The sequence below is a fragment of the Brenneria roseae subsp. americana genome, from assembly GCF_003115815.1.
Classification (GTDB): Bacteria; Pseudomonadota; Gammaproteobacteria; order Enterobacterales; family Enterobacteriaceae; genus Brenneria; species Brenneria roseae.
This window is the reverse complement of sequence record NZ_QDKJ01000008.1, coordinates 201373-219539: the sequence shown is the minus strand read 5'-3', so window position 1 is coordinate 219539 and position 18167 is coordinate 201373. Positions and strand designations below refer to the sequence as shown.

Sequence of the window (18167 nt, the reverse complement as noted above, 5' to 3'; positions counted from 1 at the left end):
TGTTTGGAGTATGACTATGTCTCTAAGTGTTGAAGCTAAAGCTAAAATCGTAGCGGAATTCGGTCGTGGTACTAACGACAGTGGCTCTACCGAAGTTCAGGTCGCGTTGCTGACCGCGCAGATCAACCATCTGCAAGGCCACTTCGCTGAGCACAAGAAAGATCACCACAGCCGTCGTGGTCTGCTGCGTATGGTTTCTCAGCGTCGTAAGCTGCTGGACTACCTGAAGCGTAAAGATGTAGCACGTTACACCAGCCTGATCGAGCGTCTGGGTCTGCGTCGCTAAGTTTCCGAGTTTCAGTGGGAAGGGGCCTCTTTTGGCCCCTTTCTTCTAGGAAGCGCTCGCAAAACAGAGTAATGTATTGTTGTTTTAATTATGATCTTTCATTACAGAGGTTCGCGCGGCTAATGAGAGGCTTTATCTGCATGAGCAGGGTAAAGGTTGTCATTAGTCGTGAGGATGTAGTGTAAAGGTCGGGAGTTCACCGGCGTGTCTATCCTGAGTAGGTGCGACACGCCCTAGTTAAGGATATTATTTTGCTGAATCCGATCGTTCGTAAGTTCCAATATGGTCAACATACCGTCACGTTAGAAACCGGTATGATGGCTCGCCAGGCTACCGCTGCTGTAATGGTAAGCATGGATGATACTGCAGTATTTGTTACCGTTGTAGGTGCCAAACAAGCTAAACCAGGTCAGGGTTTCTTCCCTTTAACGGTAAATTATCAGGAGCGTACCTACGCTGCCGGACGTATCCCAGGTGGTTTCTTCCGTCGTGAAGGCCGTCCGAGCGAGGGTGAGACACTGATTTCCCGTCTGATTGACCGCCCGATTCGTCCGCTGTTTCCTGACGGCTTCCTGAATGAAGTTCAGGTTATTGCCACGGTGGTTTCTGTTAATCCGCAGGTAAACCCTGATATCGTTGCCATGATCGGCGCCTCTGCCGCGCTGAGCCTGTCTGGTATTCCGTTCAGCGGCCCAATCGGCGCTGCTCGTGTCGGCTACCTGAACGATCAGTATGTGTTGAACCCGACCACTAACGAACTGCAGGAAAGCCGTCTGGATCTGGTGGTTGCGGGTACTGAAGGCGCGGTACTGATGGTTGAATCTGAGGCCGATCTGTTAAGTGAAGATCAGATGCTGGGCGCGGTGGTATTTGGCCACGAGCAACAGCAGATTGTTATTGAAAATATCAACGCACTGGTTGCTGAAGCGGGCAAACCGAAGTGGGATTGGCATGCACCGGAAGTGAATGTCGATTTGCACCAGCGCGTACAGGCTCTGTCTGAAACTCGTCTGGGTGATGCTTATCGTATCACTGAAAAACAAGAGCGTTATGCGCAGGTTGATGTCATCAAAGCCGAAGTGGAAGCCGCGCTGCTGGCGGAAGATGACACGCTGAACGCGGGCGAAATCCAGGAAATTCTGGGCAACATCGAGAAGGATGTGGTGCGTAGCCGCGTATTGCGTGGAGAACCGCGTATTGATGGCCGTGAGAAAGACATGATTCGCGGTCTGGATGTTCGTACTGGCGTATTGCCGCGTACCCACGGTTCTGCGCTGTTCACTCGTGGTGAAACTCAGGCGTTGGTTACCGCGACATTAGGTACCGAACGCGATGCTCAGACGATTGATGAACTGACCGGCGAACGTACCGATCGCTTCCTGCTGCACTACAACTTCCCTCCGTACTCAGTTGGTGAAACTGGCATGGTGGGATCGCCGAAACGCCGTGAAATTGGTCATGGTCGTTTGGCAAAACGCGGCGTGCTGGCGGTTATGCCTAAAGCGAATGAATTCCCGTACACCGTGCGCGTGGTGTCTGAAATTACGGAATCAAACGGTTCTTCTTCCATGGCGTCAGTCTGCGGTGCTTCTCTGGCACTGATGGATGCGGGTGTACCGATTAAAGCCGCTGTCGCAGGCATCGCTATGGGTCTGGTAAAAGAAGGTGAAAATTTTGTGGTTCTGTCCGATATTCTGGGTGATGAAGATCATCTGGGCGATATGGACTTCAAAGTGGCCGGTAGCCGTGAAGGTATCACTGCATTGCAGATGGATATCAAAATCGAGGGTATTACCCGAGAAATCATGCAGGTTGCGTTGAATCAGGCCAAAGGTGCTCGTCTGCACATTCTGGGTGTGATGGAACAGGCGATCAGTACGCCGCGTGGCGACATCTCTGAATTCGCGCCGCGTATCCATACCATCAAAATCAGCACTGACAAGATCAAAGATGTGATCGGTAAAGGTGGTTCGGTTATCCGTGCGCTGACTGAAGAAACCGGTACGACTATTGAAATTGAAGATGACGGTACAGTGAAGATTGCTTCTACAGATGGCGAAAAAGCGAAACATGCCATTCGTCGTATCGAAGAAATTACCGCTGAAATCGAAGTCGGTCGTGTCTATCAGGGTAAAGTGACGCGTATCGTTGATTTTGGCGCCTTCGTTGCCATCGGTGGTGGTAAAGAAGGTCTGGTACATATTTCTCAGATTGCCGACAAGCGCGTTGAGAAAGTGACGGACTACCTGCAAATGGGGCAGGAAGTTCCGGTCAAGGTACTGGAAGTCGATCGCCAGGGCCGTGTACGTTTGAGTATTAAAGAAGCAAATGCTCAGTCTCAGGAAGCGGCAGTGCCGTCTTCTGAGGAAGAATAACTGTTACCACAGTTGTGCAAAACACCGAATCGTTTACGTTAACGCTGGGTGTTGCGTATATCATAAGGATAAGGATGTCCTTGTGTTGAGCAGACCGGGACAGGATGTTCATCCAATGTTCGTCTTCGGGAGTGGGAAATGAAGTCTTTCTTGCGCTGGTGTTATGTTGCAACAGCACTTATGCTGGCAGGATGCAGCAACACGGATTGGCGCAAAGACGCAGTATTGGCGATTCCGTTACAGCCTACTTTGCAGCAGGAAGTGATTCTGGCGCGCATGGAACAGATCTTTGCAAGCCGGGCATTAACCGATGATGAGCGAGCACAGCTATTATATGAGCGCGGAGTGCTGTATGATAGCTTGGGGTTGCGGGCATTGGCGCGAAATGATTTTTCACAAGCGCTGGCGATCCGCCCTGATATACCAGAGGTTTTTAACTATCTGGGGATTTACTTAACGCAGGCAGGCAATTTTGATGCTGCCTATGAAGCGTTTGATTCTGTACTAGAGCTTGATCCAACTTACAATTACGCGCGTTTAAACCGGGGCATCGCTTTGTATTATGGCGGTCGTTACCTGTTAGCGCAGGATGATCTGCTGGCGTTTTATCGAGACGATCCTAATGATCCTTTCCGTTCGTTGTGGCTATACCTCGTGGAGCGAGAAATCAATCCGGAGATGGCCAAAGTAGCGTTGAAGACGCGCTATGACGGAGCACAGAAAGGGCCGTGGGGATGGAAAATTGTCGAATTCTACCTGGGCAGTATCAGTGAAAAAGCACTGATGCAGCTTCTGCAGGAAGAAGCTACGGATAACACTTCGCTCGCTGAGCATCTCAGTGAAACTGACTTCTATTTAGGTAAGCACTACCTAAGTCTGGGGGACAAGAACACCGCTTTGGCGCTGTTCAAGCTGACGGTTGCTAACAACGTTCATAACTTTGTTGAGCACCGCTATGCATTGTTGGAATTGGCGCTATTAGGCCAAGAGCAAGACGACCTATCAGGATCGGACCAGCAATAGCTGACGAACAACTATAATCAGCCTTAAAAGACTACGGTTATCACCTTGACGGGTGAGGGCTTTTTTGTTCGCTTTTTAATCCAATTTGAGCCGGTTCACACTTTTCAATGAAAATGACTGAAAATTTTCTCGACGAGTTATGTAGACTGGCCGCCATATATAATGAGGCACGTGTACATGACTGATTTATTTACTTCTTTTGCTGATTTGGGGCTGTCTGCTCCGATTATTAATGCCCTGACCGATCTGGGCTATGAAAAACCATCGCCGATTCAGGCGGAATGTATTCCTCATCTGCTGAGCGGTCGCGATGTGCTGGGTATGGCGCAGACCGGCAGTGGTAAGACTGCGGCTTTTGCTCTGCCATTATTAAATAATTTAAAACCTGAGCTAAAAGCACCGCAGATGTTGGTGTTGGCTCCGACCCGCGAACTGGCGGTGCAGGTTGCTGAAGCCTGTAGTGATTTTGCCAAGCATATGCATGGCGTGAACGTGGTTGCCTTATATGGCGGTCAACGTTATGACGTACAACTGCGTGCTTTACGCGGCGGCGCGCAGATCGTCGTCGGTACGCCGGGGCGTCTGCTGGATCACCTGAAGCGCGGTACGCTGGATCTGTCCAACCTGAGCGGTCTGGTGCTGGATGAAGCCGATGAAATGCTGCGTATGGGCTTTATTGAAGATGTAGAAAACATCATGGCGCAGATCCCGGCCAAACATCAGACCGCGCTGTTCTCTGCAACCATGCCGGAAGCGATCCGGCGTATTACGCGTCGTTTCATGACCGATCCGCAGGAAGTCCGCATTCAGTCGAGCGTGACAACGCGTCCTGATATCAGCCAGAGCTATTGGACAGTGCACGGCGTGCGTAAGAATGAAGCACTGGTCCGTTTCCTGGAGGCAGAAGATTTTGATGCGGCGATTATTTTCGTTCGTACCAAAAACGCGACGTTGGAAGTGGCAGAAGCGCTGGAGCGCAGCGGCTATAACAGCGCGGCGCTGAATGGCGACATGAACCAGGCACTGCGTGAACAAACGCTGGAACGTCTGAAAGACGGTCGTCTGGATATTCTGATCGCCACTGACGTTGCCGCTCGTGGCCTGGACGTCGAGCGTATCAGTCTGGTGGTAAACTACGATATCCCGATGGATTCTGAATCCTACGTTCACCGAATTGGCCGTACTGGCCGTGCCGGTCGTGCCGGTCGCGCATTGCTGTTTGTGGAAAACCGCGAACGTCGCCTGCTGCGCAACATTGAACGCACCATGAAACTGACGATTCCAGAAGTGGAATTACCAAATGCGGAACTGCTGGGGCAACGTCGTCTGGCCAGGTTTGCTGCCAAAGTACAGCAACAGCTGGAAAGCAGCGATCTGGATATGTATCGTGCGCTGCTGACTAAACTGCAACCGCAGGAAGAGCTGGATATTGAAACGCTGGCCGCCGCATTGTTGAAGATGGCGCAGGGCGAACGTCCTCTGATCCTGCCGCCGGATCCGGTGTTTGATCGTCGTCCGCGTCGTGAATTCCGCGATCGTGATGATGCTGGTCGTGGCGATCGTCGTCGTGATCCTCGCGACAGCCGTGACGGTGAACGCCCGCCACGTCGTGAGCGCCGTGATGCTGGCGATATGGAGCTGTATCGTATTGAAGTGGGCCGCGATGATGGGGTTGAGGTTCGCCATATTGTGGGGGCGATTGCCAATGAAGGTGATATCAGCAGCCGCTATATTGGCAACATCAAACTGTTTGCTTCTCACTCTACGATCGAACTGCCGAAAGGCATGCCGGGTGATCTGTTATCACACTTTACCCGTACTCGTATTCTGAACAAGCCGATGAATATGCAGTTGCTGGGTGATGCTCTGCCGCACGAACGTCGTGAAGGTGGTGAGCGCCGTGGTGGTCGTCCTGCTGGTCGTGACGGTGCTCCTCGTCGTGCTTTCAGCGGCGAACGCCGTGAAGGCAATGGCGGCGAACGTCGTGAACGTACGTTTAACCGTGATGCCGCACCGCGTGCTCCGCGCCGTCGTCCTGCGGATGCCTAATACAGTGACATCAGGAAAATAAAATATCTTTTGCAGATATTCCGTTGCCTGATGTTTTCTGATATAAAAATGGCCCTTTCGAGGGCCATTTTTTTGGACAAAAGATAATCATCTGGTTTCCAAAATTAAGTTTCTCTTAATGATTTTTTTCTAATGGTCGTTAATCATCAGGGAAAAACATGGTTTTTGCATGGTTGATGTATTAAAAAACAGACATTATCTGCAAGATTTGCACACAGCCTTCTTTGAAAATATTTAATTAAAATAACTTACTTTGGATTTAAGTAAATGTATGATTTTTTTATGGAAAAAAAGTTCAGCTGGCGACGGTTGGGTTGGTTGTTATTATTTTTCTGGTATTTCTCCTGCACATTACAGCTATTAATTTTACTGTCCGGGCATAGCGGTGCAAATGGATTACGAGACGCTTTACTTTACAGCTTATTTTGGCTTATTCCCGTTTTGTTGTTCCCGAATAAAACCCGGGCAATTACCGGGGTAATCGGCATAGCACTGTGGGCTTCATCAGCAATAGCGCTGGGCTACTATTCCATTTATAAACAGGAATTCTCGCAAAGCGTTCTGTTTGTCATGTTTGAATCGAACACAACAGAAGCAAGTGAATATTTAAGCCAGTATTTTAGTTTGAAAGTTGTGGGGATATTGATTGCCTACACGCTAGTGGCAATTTTGCTATGGAAGAAATTGCGGCCTGTCTACTTGCCGACGATGCATAAAGCGGTGGTATCGTTGATAATCCTGGCTGTTCTTTTTGGTGCCCCGATCTATAAAAAGATGATTGTCGGTAAGCTGTCATCGGAAGACACCGCAGGTTATCTGGCCGGCCGCATGGCGACGACATCACCATGGCAGTTTCTGAGCAGCTATCTTGAATATCGCCAGCAGTTGGACAGTATGGAATCTATGTTGCAGCAAAATGCTGCGTTGCCGCCGTTAGCCAATCTAAAAGATGCGAATGGAGATACACCTCGCACTCTGGTGTTGGTTATTGGTGAATCAACGACCAGCAGCCGGATGAGTCTGTATGGTTACTCGCGTCAGACTACGCCACGTTTGGATGCGTTAAGCAAATCCGATCCGAATCTGGCGGTTTTCAAAGATGTCGTGACATCACGTCCTTATACGATTGAGATTCTGCAACAGTCGCTGACATTTGCCGATGAGCAAAATCCGGATCTGTATCTGACCAAGCCTTCATTGATGAATCTGATGAAGCAGGCAGGTTATAAAACATTCTGGATCACCAATCAACAGACGATGACTAAACGTAATACGATGCTGACGGTTTTTTCAAAACAGACGGACAAACAGTTCTATCTGAATAACCAGAGAACGCAAAGTGTCAGGCAATACGATGATGTCGTTTTACCGCCGTTTGAGGAAGTGATGGCTGACCCTGCGCCGAAAAAATTCATTGTCGTACATTTATTGGGTACGCATATGAACTATAAATATCGCTATCCAGAGACGTTTGATAAATTTAATGGGCGTGTCGGTTTGCCATCAGAATTAAGCGATCGGGAGGTTGAAGTTTATAACCATTATGATAATGCAGAATTATATAACGATTATATCGTAGATAGCCTGATTAATATCTTTGCTAAAAATAAACCGAATGGTTTCCTGCTTTATTTCTCCGATCACGGTGAAGATGTTTATGAAACGTCGCCGCATGATGTGCTGGGACGTAATGAGGCGGCGCCAACGCGCGCAATGTACACGATTCCTTTTATGGTCTGGATGTCGCCCGAGTGGCAGAAAAACCACTCGTCCGACTATGCACCATATTTGGAGCGCAAATACAGCAATGCGCATTTGATTCATACCTGGTCTGATTTGGCTGGGCTGAGTTACGATTTTTACGAGCCGTCAAAAAGTCTGGTAAACCCGGATTTTAAAGAAACAGAACGTTGGATTGGCAACCCCTACGATAAAAAAGGGCTGAGAACGTTTGATAGCCTGCCTGCAACAATTGCGGGAACCAAATAGTCTGACTAATCCTGTTGAGGCAAAAATGTGCCAACGCTATTTAGGACGGGTCAGTCGTGCGGGAAAGGGATGCGGAAAGCATCCCTTGCTTTATCGTTAATCCAGCAAATCCTGTCGTACGCTTATGGCAATCTCAAACGAATGCAAACGCGCCTGATGATCAAAAATCTGGCCGTTGATCATCACTTCATCCACCCGTGTTTCCCGCAGTAAACTCTGTAAACCATGTCTGACCTTTGCCCGATCGCCCACGATGGACAGGCGTAACGCTTGTTCAACACCCAATTGTTCTGCGGGTGACCAGATGGCGTCCATATCCTCTACCGGTGCGGGAAGTGGCCCCGGCGTGCCGCGGCGCAGATTGACAAACTGCTGTTGCATTGAGGTAAAAAGGAAGCGGGCATCACGATCGCTGTCGGCGGCAACCACGTTGACGCACATCATGGCGTAAGGTTTAGGGTGTGTCGCAGACGGTTTGAACGACTCGCGATAAACGTTTAACGCCTGCAGTAACAGATCCGGGGCAAAATGGGCAGCAAACGCAAAGGGCAGTCCCAGTGCGGCAGCCAGCTGAGCGCTGTATAAGCTTGAACCTAATAGCCAGATAGGAATCTGTAGACCCTGACCGGGGACCGCCTGAACGGCCTGGCCTGGTTGCACATCCGCAAGGTAGCGTTGCAGTTCCTGCACATCTCGCGGGAAATCATCAATATCGGCATTCAGGTGACGTCGTAATGCCATCATGGTCCGTTGATCGGTGCCCGGCGCACGACCTAATCCAAGATCGATACGGCCCGGATAGAGCGACTCCAGCGTCCCGAACTGTTCCGCAATCACCAGCGGCGCATGGTTAGGCAGCATCACGCCGCCTGAACCGATGCGAATATGCTGCGTGCCGGCGGCGAGATAGCCAATCAACACCGAGGTCGCGGCACTGGCGATACCGGTCATGTTGTGGTGTTCCGCCAGCCAATAGCGATGATAACCCCAGTTTTCAGCATGTTGCGCCAAATCCAGTGAGTGATGAAAAGCGTGACGCGGGCTGGCTCCTTGCGGAATAGGGGCGAGATCAAGGACGGAAAACGTAACCGGACGACGGGATAGGGACATAACGTAGCTCACTTTGTTGATGAGACTTGCAAAAATATCATGCCAGCCAATGATGAGAGTACCTACCAGTATTATGCCATTCCGGGCGATTACACAATTTTTGAGAAGAATAGAAAAATAAATGGGCGAAGCGATGCCCCAGCCCATTGCGAAGAAACTATTGGACTAGCTCCAATCCTGCGACACGCTTCCAGTAACCGTTGCAATCCGACTGATTTGTCAGAACCAGAGGCGATTCACCCTGCTCATTGGCGCGGAACTTATCCAGCATGTCCAGAGTGTCGATGCCGTTTGGGGAAAGCCGGACAATGTCCACCAGACCCTGCATGGACGTCAGCTCATTACCCAGGTTATAACAATAACCGCTTTGCGTTTGTATGCCATTAAGTACAAAAACCTGCTGATTTTCCTGCGACAGAACTTTACGTCCCTGTGGATAATTGAGGCAGCAGGTTTCACATTCGTCTTTGGCCCGGTTTTCTGAACGCGCCGTAAAACAGCGGGCCGAGTAAGCCAGTGGCAGATGTCCGTAGCTCAACACTTCAACTTCAAACTGATGACGGAACCCGAGTTCGTCACATTGATTCAGCAGGTTGTACAACCAGTCGCGTGAGAGTTCTACTGGCATACACCAGCGCACCATGCCCTGTTTATGCAGTAAACGCAGCGTATAGGCGTTGTAGCAATTCAGCGCGTGTCCGGCGACGAAAGGCAACCGGCGGACGGCGGCCATGTTGACGGCGCCGAGATCGTTCGCTTCCAGCAGAAATTCGCCGTTTTCTACATAGCGTTTCAGCTCATTCAGCTCGGAAGGCGCCTGAAGCAATGCCAGCGTAGAAATCACCACCTGTTTACCGCTATCTGCAAGCTGTCTGGCGAGCGCAAGCCAGTCATTGACCTTCATCAGGCGACGTTTGCTGCATACCGTTTCCCCGAGATAAATAATATCGGCGCTGCTATTCATGGCTGCCTGATAAAACGTTTCTACATCTTGTTTCGGCCAATAGTAGAGGATGGCACCTAACGCGTATTTCATATTTTCTCCTGCTACTGCCATTTCCGGTGGTAGGCGCCTAGCGTGGTTTGCGTGCCTTCAGCCACCGCACCCAGCGTATCCATCCATTCCTGCGTTGGGCTGAATGTTTCAGGATTGGACAGGCAGCGATCAATCGCCTGTCGCCAGACTCGGGTGATCTGGCTGACGTAGGCTGGGCTGCGTTGCCGTCCTTCTATTTTCACCGAAGCAATATTAGCGGCCAGCAACTCGGGCAATAGCGCCAGCGTGTTCAGGCTGGTGGGTTCTTCCAGAGCGTGATAGCGCTGACCATCGACCAGATAGCGACCTTTGCATAAGGTGGGATAACCGGCGTTTTCATGTTCCTGATAGCGATCGATCAACACATTGTTTAACCGCGATTCCATTCCCTGCGGGGTATCCTGCCAGCGGACAAAGCGCGCCGGAGAGCAGGCTCCAACCGTATTGGGAGATTCACCCGTCAGGTAAGAGGAAAGGTAGCATCGACCTTCGGCCATGATGCACAGGCTACCGAATGCAAAGACTTCCAGCGGCACGGGCGTGGTGCGAGCCAGTTGTTTCACCTGATGGATCGAAAGTACGCGCGGCAGCACCACGCGGGAAACATCAAAATGGCGCTGGTAAAAATGAATCGCTTCCGTATTGGTGGCGGAAGCCTGCACGGAAACATGCCGTTCAATATCGGGATAGCGTTCAGCGGCGTACTCAAGCATGGCAAGATCGGCAAGGATCAGTACGTCAGCGCCGATTTGCGCCGCCATATCCACCGCACGCTGCCAGCGTTGGTAACCATCAGGATGAGCGAATGTATTGATGGCAATATGAAGTTTACGGCGGTGGCGCTGCACATAGTCACGCGCTTCCTGTAGCTTTTTGTCGGTAAAGTTAAGCCCGGCGAAATGACGCGCGTTGGTGTCATCCTTTAGTCCGATGTAGACCGCATCGGCGCCATTATCAATGGCGGCTTTCAATGCCGGAAGATTACCGGCGGGGCAAAGCAGTTCCATACCATTTCCTTCATTAATCACAGTGCCGGAGAGGAAAACGATCCGATACGATCAATGATGTTTGCAGACTGATGAGATTTTTTATGACGGGCGCTCTGCTCGTCACCCTTGCGGACCGTCGCAAGCGACGTTGAAAATCGCTCCCGGCGATTTTTTTATCAGTCAATGAATGTTTTTAACGATAGGGAATCTTAATTAACCCGATGTTTGAGGACTTTGATTTAGACCAGTTAATCGCGTTAATGACGGGGGACAACTTGAAATCGATGGGGGATATGTGGATAACTGACTAAATTATTGACATAGACCTCTGCCGGTTTTATCTGATGTGGCAGAATATGGCCAGATTGTCTGAAGTTTAAGAGGAGTACGCCAGTGTTGGAAAAACTACGGGCGCAGATTGTGCGTCAAGGGCCAGGCTTGTTGGGTAAGCCTCTGAAGTTCACTCCTTTTGCTTTACAGCGTCAGGTTCTGGAGCAGGTATTGCGCTGGCAGTTTCGTCAGGCACTGGACGACGGCGATCTGGAGTTTCTGGAAGGGCGCTGGTTGAAAATTGAAGTTCGCGATGTTGGTCTGCGGTGGTTTATGACGTTGCGTGATAACCGTCTGGTGGTCAGCCATCAGGAAACGCCGGACGTCAGCTTCAGCGCGGATGCCAACGATCTCATCCTGATTGCGGCGCGTAAGGAAGATCCCGATACGCTGTTCTTTCAACGTCGTCTGCGCATCGAAGGGGATACCGAGCTCGGGCTGTACGTGAAAAACCTGATGGATGCGATCGAACTGGAAACCATGCCGGCAGCGCTGCGTATCGGTTTGATTCAACTGGCCGACTTTGTTGAGGCTGGATTACAGGAGGGCGTGATGCAGTCTACCGATCGCGCACCCGCCTCATGCTAGTCCGTGTTGAAATACCGGTTGATGCTGTTGGCATCGATAGCTTGCTGCGTCGCGCTTTCCCAACGAGCGCTGAGGCCGATCTGGTTCATCAACTGCGTGAGGATGGACTGCTGACGTTGGGCATTGTCGCAACGGATGATGAAGGCTGCGTGGTAGGGTACGCCGCATTCAGCCCGGTTCTGATTGAAGGAGAAGATCGGCAGTGGGTGGGGCTTGCTCCGCTGGCAGTGGAAGAAACGCTGCGCCGGCAGGGATTGGGTGAACAACTGGTGTACGAAGGGTTGGATGCCCTTAACGAATTTGGCTATACCGCGGTGGTGGTGCTGGGTGAGCCGGCCTACTACTCGCGCTTTGGCTTTGTGCCGGCGATTGAGCAGCAGCTCCATTGCCGATGGCCGGACAGCGAAAGCGCTTTCCAGGTTTATCCGCTGGCGGATAATCATTTTGAAGGGGCGAGTGGGCTGGTGGAGTATGCCGGGCCTTTTAATCGTTTTCTCTAGAGGAAGCGTTCGGATAATGACAGGGGCTGGTCTTGTACCAGCCTTTCTTTTTGGCTTTTACTCAACTGTTTTACCTGATATTCCAGTTTTGAGGCGCTTGAGCGATTTCCGGCCAGACAGTGAAATACCAGCGTCAGTTCGCCTTTTCCCCGCAACGCCTTTGCCCCTTTTCCCGCCTGATGCTGGGCCAAACGTCGCGCCACATCGTTGGTAATGCCCGTGTAGAGCAGACCCGTCGCTGTTCTCAGGATATACAGATACCAGCTGGGTTCGGTGAGATTTTCATGCATGGTTGGCGCGTGTAATCTGTGATGTCACAATGAAGGTAACCGGGAGCCCGTAATAATGTTGGTTCCATTTTACGAGTCTTTGCCTGCGTATTGAAGTACCTGCCTGTTTTTAATCATCCTCTCCAGCTAAACCCGAACGTGACGTTTGCAGAAGGCGCTACGGTTTACTTGTGCCACTCTTTATACTATCCCCAGTATTCATGACATAAGTTGGAGTCGGTATGTCGCATACCATTAAAAGCAAAAAGAAACTGCTGGCGCGCGTCAGACGAATCAAAGGTCAGATGGAAGCCGTTGAAAAAGCCCTGGAAAAGGAAACGGCCTGTCTGAATATCCTGCAACAGATTGCCGCCGTCCGTGGCGCGGTCAATGGGCTGATGACCGAAGTGCTGGAAGGGCATATCCGTGAACATCTGATGGATGAAAGCCATTCATCACAGGAACGCAGTGAAGATTTGGAAGAGATTGTTTCCGTTATTCGCTCTTATCTGAAGTAATCACTCGCATTTCCGTCAGACCGCGTTGATTGGCGGCACGGTGAACTGGGAAGTGAATGAAAATGGATGCGCTTACCATATCGTGCCGGATCGTCTTTATGATTTCCTTAAATGTAATATACTGGGGGGTAGTATAATTCAAAGGTGATCAACTGATGTCGCTGATACAGATAAATAGCGTGCAACCTCACCATCATGTTTTTGATGAGGGCAACCCGCTGGCGGAAAGGAATACCCGGTATGCTACCCTGCTTACCGCCGCCATGATGGTGATTGAAATCGTGGGAGGTTGGTATTTCAACTCCATGGCGCTGCTGGCGGACGGCTGGCATATGAGTTCGCATGCGTTGGCGCTGGGGCTTTCCGCCGTGGCCTATGCGACAGCCAGGCGGCTGGCCTCCGATATGCGTTTTACCTTCGGCACATGGAAGATCGAAATTCTGGGCGGATTTACCAGCGCCATTTTGCTGGTGATAGTGGCGATGGTGATGCTGTATGAATCCGTGGCCCGGTTGCTCCAGCCGACGACGATCCAATACGATCAGGCGATAGCGATTGGCGTGGTGGGATTGTTGATCAATCTGATCTGCGCCTGGCTGCTGCGCGGCGAGCATTCTCACGGGCCCCATCACACTCATGGTCATCATCATCCGCACGTTCATCATTCAACTGCCCATTCCTCGCCAGCGCATGCCGGGCATCAGGATTTGAATCTGCGCTCGGCCTATATTCATGTCGTGGCCGATGCCGCGACATCCGTACTGGCGATTATCGCGCTGATCAGCGGCAAGTTTTGGGGAGCCGCCTGGCTGGACCCGGTGATGGGAATAGTCGGCGCCATATTGGTGGCCGTCTGGGCTTACGGCCTGATTCGCCAAACCAGTCGCGTGCTGCTGGATGCGGAAATGGATTCTCCCGTTGTGGATGAAATCAAAGCGGTGATTGATGCCAGCCCCATTCCGGCTAAGATTATCGATTTACACGTCTGGCGCGTCGGTACGGAAAAATATGCCTGTATCTTGAGCCTGGCGACCGATCGGGTTGTCCCGCCCGATTACTATAAGCGGCAATTAGCCATACATGAGGAACTTGTTCACATTACGGTTGAAATCAATATCGTCGCTAAAGGCCACATCCTCCTTCACCACTGATTTTTCTCATCCCTATTCATCTGTTTTACATCCTGCTCCCGGCGTTTGCCGGGAGAAAACGCTATGATTAATGCAGGCAATAAAGGTGGATTACTGAATTATTTGTGATTGAAATCACATATAATCCCACTCCATTACACCACTTTTACATTAAGTGTGAATAAAGACACAAAATGACCTGATGTGGCATGGTCAAATACCCAGGATGTTCCTGGTATTTAAATCGCCATCAGTGTGTAGAGGAAGGCTATCGCGGTGAGAAGGATTTCGGTGGCCGCTACGGGGGATTTTCCCTGAGCGCTATCTTCAAGGAACCAAGTCCGCTCGCCAAACGTACTGGTATTGAAATATATCGGTTGATGTTTCCCGCCGGTAAATCGGCTGACGAGTTGGAGTATTGTATGACCACATTAACTGCCGCAGCGCAGCGTGCGCTGGGGCTGATGGATTTAACCACCCTTAATGATGACGATACGGATGACAAGGTGATCGCCTTGTGTCATCAGGCTGACAGCCCGGCAGGGAAGACCGCCGCTATCTGCATCTATCCGCGTTTCATTCCACTGGCGCGCAAGATTCTGCGTGAGCAGGGAACGCCGGATATCCGTATTGCCACCGTGACCAACTTTCCGCATGGTAATGATGATATCGACATTGCCGTGGCGGAAACCAAAGCGGCGATTGCCTACGGCGCGGATGAAGTCGATGTTGTGTTCCCTTATCGTGCGTTGATGGCAGGCGACACGCAGTCTGGTTTTGCGCTGGTCAAAGCCTGTAAAGCAGAATGTCAGGCGGCCAGCGTTCTGCTGAAGGTCATCATTGAAACCGGTGAGCTGAAACAGGCGTCGTTGATCCGTCAGGCCAGCGAGATCGCTATTGATGCGGGCGCGGATTTCATTAAAACCTCCACCGGTAAAGTCGCGGTTAATGCTACGCCGCAAAGTGCGGAAATCATGCTGAAAGTGATTCGTGATAAAGGCGTGGGCGAACAGGTTGGGTTCAAGGCGGCAGGCGGTGTGCGTAATGCCGAAGAGGCTGCCATTTATCTGCAATTGGCTGATGACATCATGGGGCCGGATTGGGCCAATGCGCAGCATTTCCGCTTCGGGGCATCCAGTTTGTTGACCAACCTGCTGACCGTGTTAGGCCATCAGGCGAAAGGGCAGCAGAGTAGCTATTGAGAACGCGACGGCGGAAAAGTTACCGCATGATGAATCTCATTACATGACCCCGCTTTTTATTCGCTAATCAGGAGTGCAAGCCTTGTTTCTGATTCAGGAAATCATCCGTAAGAAGCGTGACGGCAGCCCACTGAGCGCCGAAGAAATTCGCTTTTTCATTAACGGTATCCGTGATAACACGGTGTCTGAAGGGCAAATCGCCGCGCTGGCCATGACCATCTATTTTCATGATATGTCGATGGAGGAGCGTGTCGCGTTGACGCTGGCGATGCGCGATTCAGGAACGGTACTCGACTGGAAAGGGCTTAACCTGAATGGTCCGTTGGTGGATAAACATTCGACCGGTGGCGTAGGAGATGTCACCTCGTTGATGCTCGGGCCGATGGTCGCCGCCTGTGGCGGTTATGTCCCGATGATTTCAGGACGTGGACTCGGGCATACCGGCGGTACGCTCGACAAGCTGGAATCGATACCGGGTCTGGATATCTTCCCGAATGACGGCGCGTTTCGTCAAATCATCCAGCAGGTTGGCGTGGCGATCATCGGGCAGACCAGTTCATTGGCTCCCGCCGATAAACGTTTTTATGCCACGCGTGATATTACTGCCACGGTGGATTCCATCCCGCTGATTACCGCCTCTATTCTGGCGAAAAAGCTGGCGGAAGGGCTGGATGCGCTGGTCATGGATGTCAAAGTAGGGTCCGGGGCGTTCATGCCGACCTATGCGCTGTCCGAACAACTGGCTCAGGCTATCGTCGGCGTCGCCAACCAGGCGGGCTGCCGTACCAGCGCGCTGCTGACCGATATGAATCAGGTCCTGGCTTCCAGCGCGGGTAATGCATTGGAAGTCCGGGAAGCGGTACGCTTCCTGACCGGTGAGCACCGTAACCCGCGCTTATATGAAGTCACGATGGCGTTGTGCGAAGAGATGCTGCTGGCTGGCGGATTAGCCGGGTCGGCAGCCGATGCCCACACCCGTCTACAGACGGTGCTGGATAACGGTAAAGCGGCAGAGGTCTTTGGGCGTATGGTTGCCGCACAGCGTGGCCCGGCTGATTTTGTCGAGCACTATGCGCGTTATTTGCCGGTGGCGACGTTAAGTAAACCCGTTTTTGCCGATCGTGACGGTATCGTCATGGCGATGGATACCCGGGCATTAGGCATGGCGGTGGTGGCATTGGGCGGAGGGCGCCGGCAGGCCAGTGATGCGATCGATTACAGCGTTGGGCTGGATGAGATGGCCTGTCTGGGCGATCGTGTTGATCGCCAGCGTCCGCTGGCGGTGATCCACGCCAATACGGAAGCACAGTGGCAAGAGGCGGCAGAAGCCGTGCGTGCTGCCATTACGCTTGGCGATGTAGCTCCCGAAGCCACCCCGATAGTCTATAGCCGACTGAGTGCTGAAAATTGAATTGGTATTGAAAATTGATGTTTCCAACGCCGATATGGCTTGATTTGCGGCGCTTAATCGCGCAGGAGATGAATTAATGAAACGTGCATATATTATGGTACTCGACTCATTTGGTATTGGTTGCAGTGCTGATGCAGATCGTTTTGGTGATGCAGGTTCGGATACGCTGGGCCATATTGCGCAGGCTTGTGCGGCAGGCAAAGCCGATCAAGGCCGTAAAGGGCCGTTGTATTTACCTAACCTGAGTCGGTTGGGGCTGGGAAAAGCGGCGGAAGCCTCGACGGGAATCTTCCCGGCAGGGTTGGATGAGCAGGCTGACATTATCGGCGCTTATGCGTACGCCAGCGAAATTTCCTCGGGGAAAGATACGCCCTCAGGTCACTGGGAAATTGCCGGTGTGCCTGTACTGTTCGACTGGGGTTATTTCAAAGATGAAGAAAACAGCTTTCCTCAGGAGCTGTTGGATCTGCTGGTAGAACGCGCCAGCTTACCGGGCTATCTGGGCAACTGCCATTCTTCCGGCACGGTGATCCTGGATAAGCTGGGTGAAGAGCATATGAAAACCGGCAAGCCGATTTTCTATACCTCGGCGGATTCCGTGTTCCAGATTGCCTGCCATGAAGAAACGTTCGGTCTGGAAAAACTGTACGAACTGTGTGAAATCGCCCGTGAAGCGCTAACCGATGGCGGCTATAACATCGGGCGCGTCATTGCCCGCCCGTTTATCGGGGATAAACCCGGTCATTTCCAGCGTACCGGCAACCGGCACGATCTGGCCGTTGAGCCGCCGGCGCCGACCATGCTGAAAAAAATGGTCGATGAGAAGGGCGGTGAAGTGGTGTCGGTGGGGAAAATCGCGGATATTTATGCGCAGGTTGGTATTACCCAAAAAGTGAAGGCGACGGGTATCGACGCGCTGTTTGACGCCACGCTGAAAGAAATGGACAAGGCCGGAGATAACACTATCGTGTTTACCAACTTTGTTGATTTCGACTCCGCGTACGGCCACCGTCGTGATGTCGCAGGTTATGCCGCCGCGCTTGAACTGTTTGACCGTCGTCTGCCGGAGTTGTTATCCCGTGTCACGGGGGATGATATTCTGATTCTGACCGCCGACCACGGTTGCGATCCCACCTGGCATGGCACCGAGCATACTCGTGAGCATGTGCCGGTGTTGATTTACGGACCGAAGGTGAGACCGGGTTCGTATGGACACCGTGAGACGTTTGCGGATATCGGTCAGACGGTGGCGAAGTATTTTGGCTTATCGGCGATGGATTACGGCAAGCCGATTCTGTAACCCGAACACGATTGTTTTAGGCTGATTGATAAGGAAGAAGA

General features: G+C 51.6%; 17 protein-coding genes. 13 read left to right on the top strand and 4 right to left on the bottom strand.

Features of this window, described 5'->3' with window-relative positions; translation table 11 throughout:
• Window positions 1-16 precede the first annotated feature (16 nt).
• The 6 genes from rpsO (at window position 17) to B4923_RS12320 (ending at window position 7743) form a co-directional block, all read left to right on the top strand.
• Window positions 17-286 carry a 30S ribosomal protein S15 gene (gene rpsO, locus B4923_RS12345; protein WP_009114440.1) on the top strand — a complete coding sequence of 90 codons (270 nt, stop codon included), beginning with the start codon at window positions 17-19 and terminating at the stop codon, window positions 284-286.
• A gap of 251 nt (window positions 287-537) precedes the next feature.
• Window positions 538-2661, top strand: a complete 2124-nt coding sequence (gene pnp, locus B4923_RS12340) for a polyribonucleotide nucleotidyltransferase (RefSeq protein WP_109054657.1) — start codon at window positions 538-540, stop codon at window positions 2659-2661.
• A gap of 138 nt (window positions 2662-2799) precedes the next feature.
• Complete coding sequence (gene nlpI / locus B4923_RS12335; RefSeq protein WP_109054656.1) at window positions 2800-3684, top strand: lipoprotein NlpI; 885 nt, start codon at window positions 2800-2802, stop codon at window positions 3682-3684.
• A 107-nt stretch (window positions 3685-3791) separates the two neighbouring features.
• Window positions 3792-3869, top strand: coding sequence for a protein YrbN (gene yrbN, locus B4923_RS21320; protein ID WP_109054691.1), 78 nt, complete (start codon window positions 3792-3794; stop codon window positions 3867-3869).
• Entirely contained in the window at window positions 3862-5733 is a 1872-nt protein-coding gene (locus B4923_RS12325; protein ID WP_109054655.1) for a DEAD/DEAH family ATP-dependent RNA helicase, read from the top strand. Before yrbN ends, B4923_RS12325 begins: the two co-directional genes overlap by 8 nt.
• Window positions 5734-6036: 303 nt before the next feature.
• A complete protein-coding gene (locus B4923_RS12320) occupies window positions 6037-7743 on the top strand; it encodes a phosphoethanolamine transferase CptA (protein ID WP_245929570.1) in 1707 nt (568 codons plus the stop codon).
• A gap of 96 nt (window positions 7744-7839) precedes the next feature.
• Here the strand turns inward: B4923_RS12320 and B4923_RS12315 are convergent, their stop codons facing one another.
• The 3 genes from B4923_RS12315 to ubiU form a co-directional block, all read right to left on the bottom strand.
• Complete coding sequence (locus B4923_RS12315) at window positions 7840-8853, bottom strand: luciferase-like monooxygenase (RefSeq protein ID WP_109054690.1); 1014 nt, start codon at window positions 8851-8853, stop codon at window positions 7840-7842.
• A 157-nt stretch (window positions 8854-9010) separates the two neighbouring features.
• Entirely contained in the window at window positions 9011-9889 is an 879-nt protein-coding gene (locus tag B4923_RS12310; protein ID WP_109054653.1) for a U32 family peptidase, read from the bottom strand.
• Window positions 9890-9900: 11 nt separating this feature from the next.
• Complete coding sequence (gene ubiU / locus B4923_RS12305) at window positions 9901-10896, bottom strand: ubiquinone anaerobic biosynthesis protein UbiU (RefSeq protein WP_109054652.1); 996 nt, start codon at window positions 10894-10896, stop codon at window positions 9901-9903.
• Between the two features lie 375 nt (window positions 10897-11271).
• Between ubiU and ubiT the strand changes: the two genes are divergently transcribed.
• A complete protein-coding gene (gene ubiT, locus B4923_RS12300) occupies window positions 11272-11796 on the top strand; it encodes a ubiquinone anaerobic biosynthesis accessory factor UbiT (protein ID WP_109054651.1) in 525 nt (174 codons plus the stop codon).
• Complete coding sequence (locus B4923_RS12295; protein ID WP_109054650.1) at window positions 11790-12296, top strand: GNAT family N-acetyltransferase; 507 nt, start codon at window positions 11790-11792, stop codon at window positions 12294-12296. The genes ubiT and B4923_RS12295 overlap by 7 nt, the downstream gene beginning before the upstream one ends.
• Here the strand turns inward: B4923_RS12295 and B4923_RS12290 are convergent.
• Window positions 12293-12586, bottom strand: a complete 294-nt coding sequence (locus tag B4923_RS12290; RefSeq protein ID WP_109054649.1) for a GIY-YIG nuclease family protein — start codon at window positions 12584-12586, stop codon at window positions 12293-12295. The two genes, B4923_RS12295 and B4923_RS12290, sit on opposite strands and share 4 nt — an antisense overlap.
• Before the next feature lie 221 nt (window positions 12587-12807).
• Between B4923_RS12290 and B4923_RS12285 the strand changes: the two genes are divergently transcribed.
• The 5 genes from B4923_RS12285 to deoB all read left to right on the top strand — a co-directional run bounded on the left by B4923_RS12285 (window position 12808) and on the right by deoB (window position 18126).
• Entirely contained in the window at window positions 12808-13083 is a 276-nt protein-coding gene (locus B4923_RS12285) for a metal/formaldehyde-sensitive transcriptional repressor (RefSeq protein ID WP_109054648.1), read from the top strand.
• A 155-nt stretch (window positions 13084-13238) separates the two neighbouring features.
• Window positions 13239-14234, top strand: a complete 996-nt coding sequence (dmeF, locus tag B4923_RS12280; RefSeq protein WP_109054647.1) for a CDF family Co(II)/Ni(II) efflux transporter DmeF — start codon at window positions 13239-13241, stop codon at window positions 14232-14234.
• Between the two features lie 401 nt (window positions 14235-14635).
• Window positions 14636-15415, top strand: coding sequence for a deoxyribose-phosphate aldolase (deoC, locus tag B4923_RS12275; protein WP_109054689.1), 780 nt, complete (start codon window positions 14636-14638; stop codon window positions 15413-15415).
• An 82-nt stretch (window positions 15416-15497) separates the two neighbouring features.
• Window positions 15498-16826 carry a thymidine phosphorylase gene (gene deoA / locus B4923_RS12270; RefSeq protein WP_109054646.1) on the top strand — a complete coding sequence of 443 codons (1329 nt, stop codon included), beginning with the start codon at window positions 15498-15500 and terminating at the stop codon, window positions 16824-16826.
• A gap of 76 nt (window positions 16827-16902) precedes the next feature.
• Window positions 16903-18126: a phosphopentomutase gene (gene deoB / locus B4923_RS12265; protein ID WP_109054645.1), complete on the top strand. Its 1224-nt coding sequence runs from the start codon at window positions 16903-16905 to the stop codon at window positions 18124-18126.
• Window positions 18127-18167 lie beyond the last annotated feature (41 nt).

Bases quoted from the DNA above. Each gene is read 5' to 3' on its own strand.
- B4923_RS12285 (WP_109054648.1), top strand. From the start codon at position 12,808: ATGTCGCATACCATTAAAAGCAAAAAGAAACTGCTGGCGCGCGTCAGA.
- yrbN (WP_109054691.1), top strand. From the start codon at position 3,792: ATGAAAATGACTGAAAATTTTCTCGACGAGTTATGTAGACTGGCCGCC.
- B4923_RS12295 (WP_109054650.1), top strand. From the start codon at position 11,790: ATGCTAGTCCGTGTTGAAATACCGGTTGATGCTGTTGGCATCGATAGC.
- deoC (WP_109054689.1), top strand. From the start codon at position 14,636: ATGACCACATTAACTGCCGCAGCGCAGCGTGCGCTGGGGCTGATGGAT.
- nlpI (WP_109054656.1), top strand. From the start codon at position 2,800: ATGAAGTCTTTCTTGCGCTGGTGTTATGTTGCAACAGCACTTATGCTG.
- B4923_RS12325 (WP_109054655.1), top strand. From the start codon at position 3,862: ATGACTGATTTATTTACTTCTTTTGCTGATTTGGGGCTGTCTGCTCCG.
- ubiU (WP_109054652.1), bottom strand. From the start codon at position 10,896: ATGGAACTGCTTTGCCCCGCCGGTAATCTTCCGGCATTGAAAGCCGCC.
- rpsO (WP_009114440.1), top strand. From the start codon at position 17: ATGTCTCTAAGTGTTGAAGCTAAAGCTAAAATCGTAGCGGAATTCGGT.
- B4923_RS12320 (WP_245929570.1), top strand. From the start codon at position 6,037: ATGGAAAAAAAGTTCAGCTGGCGACGGTTGGGTTGGTTGTTATTATTT.
- deoB (WP_109054645.1), top strand. From the start codon at position 16,903: ATGAAACGTGCATATATTATGGTACTCGACTCATTTGGTATTGGTTGC.
- B4923_RS12315 (WP_109054690.1), bottom strand. From the start codon at position 8,853: ATGTCCCTATCCCGTCGTCCGGTTACGTTTTCCGTCCTTGATCTCGCC.
- B4923_RS12310 (WP_109054653.1), bottom strand. From the start codon at position 9,889: ATGAAATACGCGTTAGGTGCCATCCTCTACTATTGGCCGAAACAAGAT.
- B4923_RS12290 (WP_109054649.1), bottom strand. From the start codon at position 12,586: ATGCATGAAAATCTCACCGAACCCAGCTGGTATCTGTATATCCTGAGA.
- dmeF (WP_109054647.1), top strand. From the start codon at position 13,239: ATGTCGCTGATACAGATAAATAGCGTGCAACCTCACCATCATGTTTTT.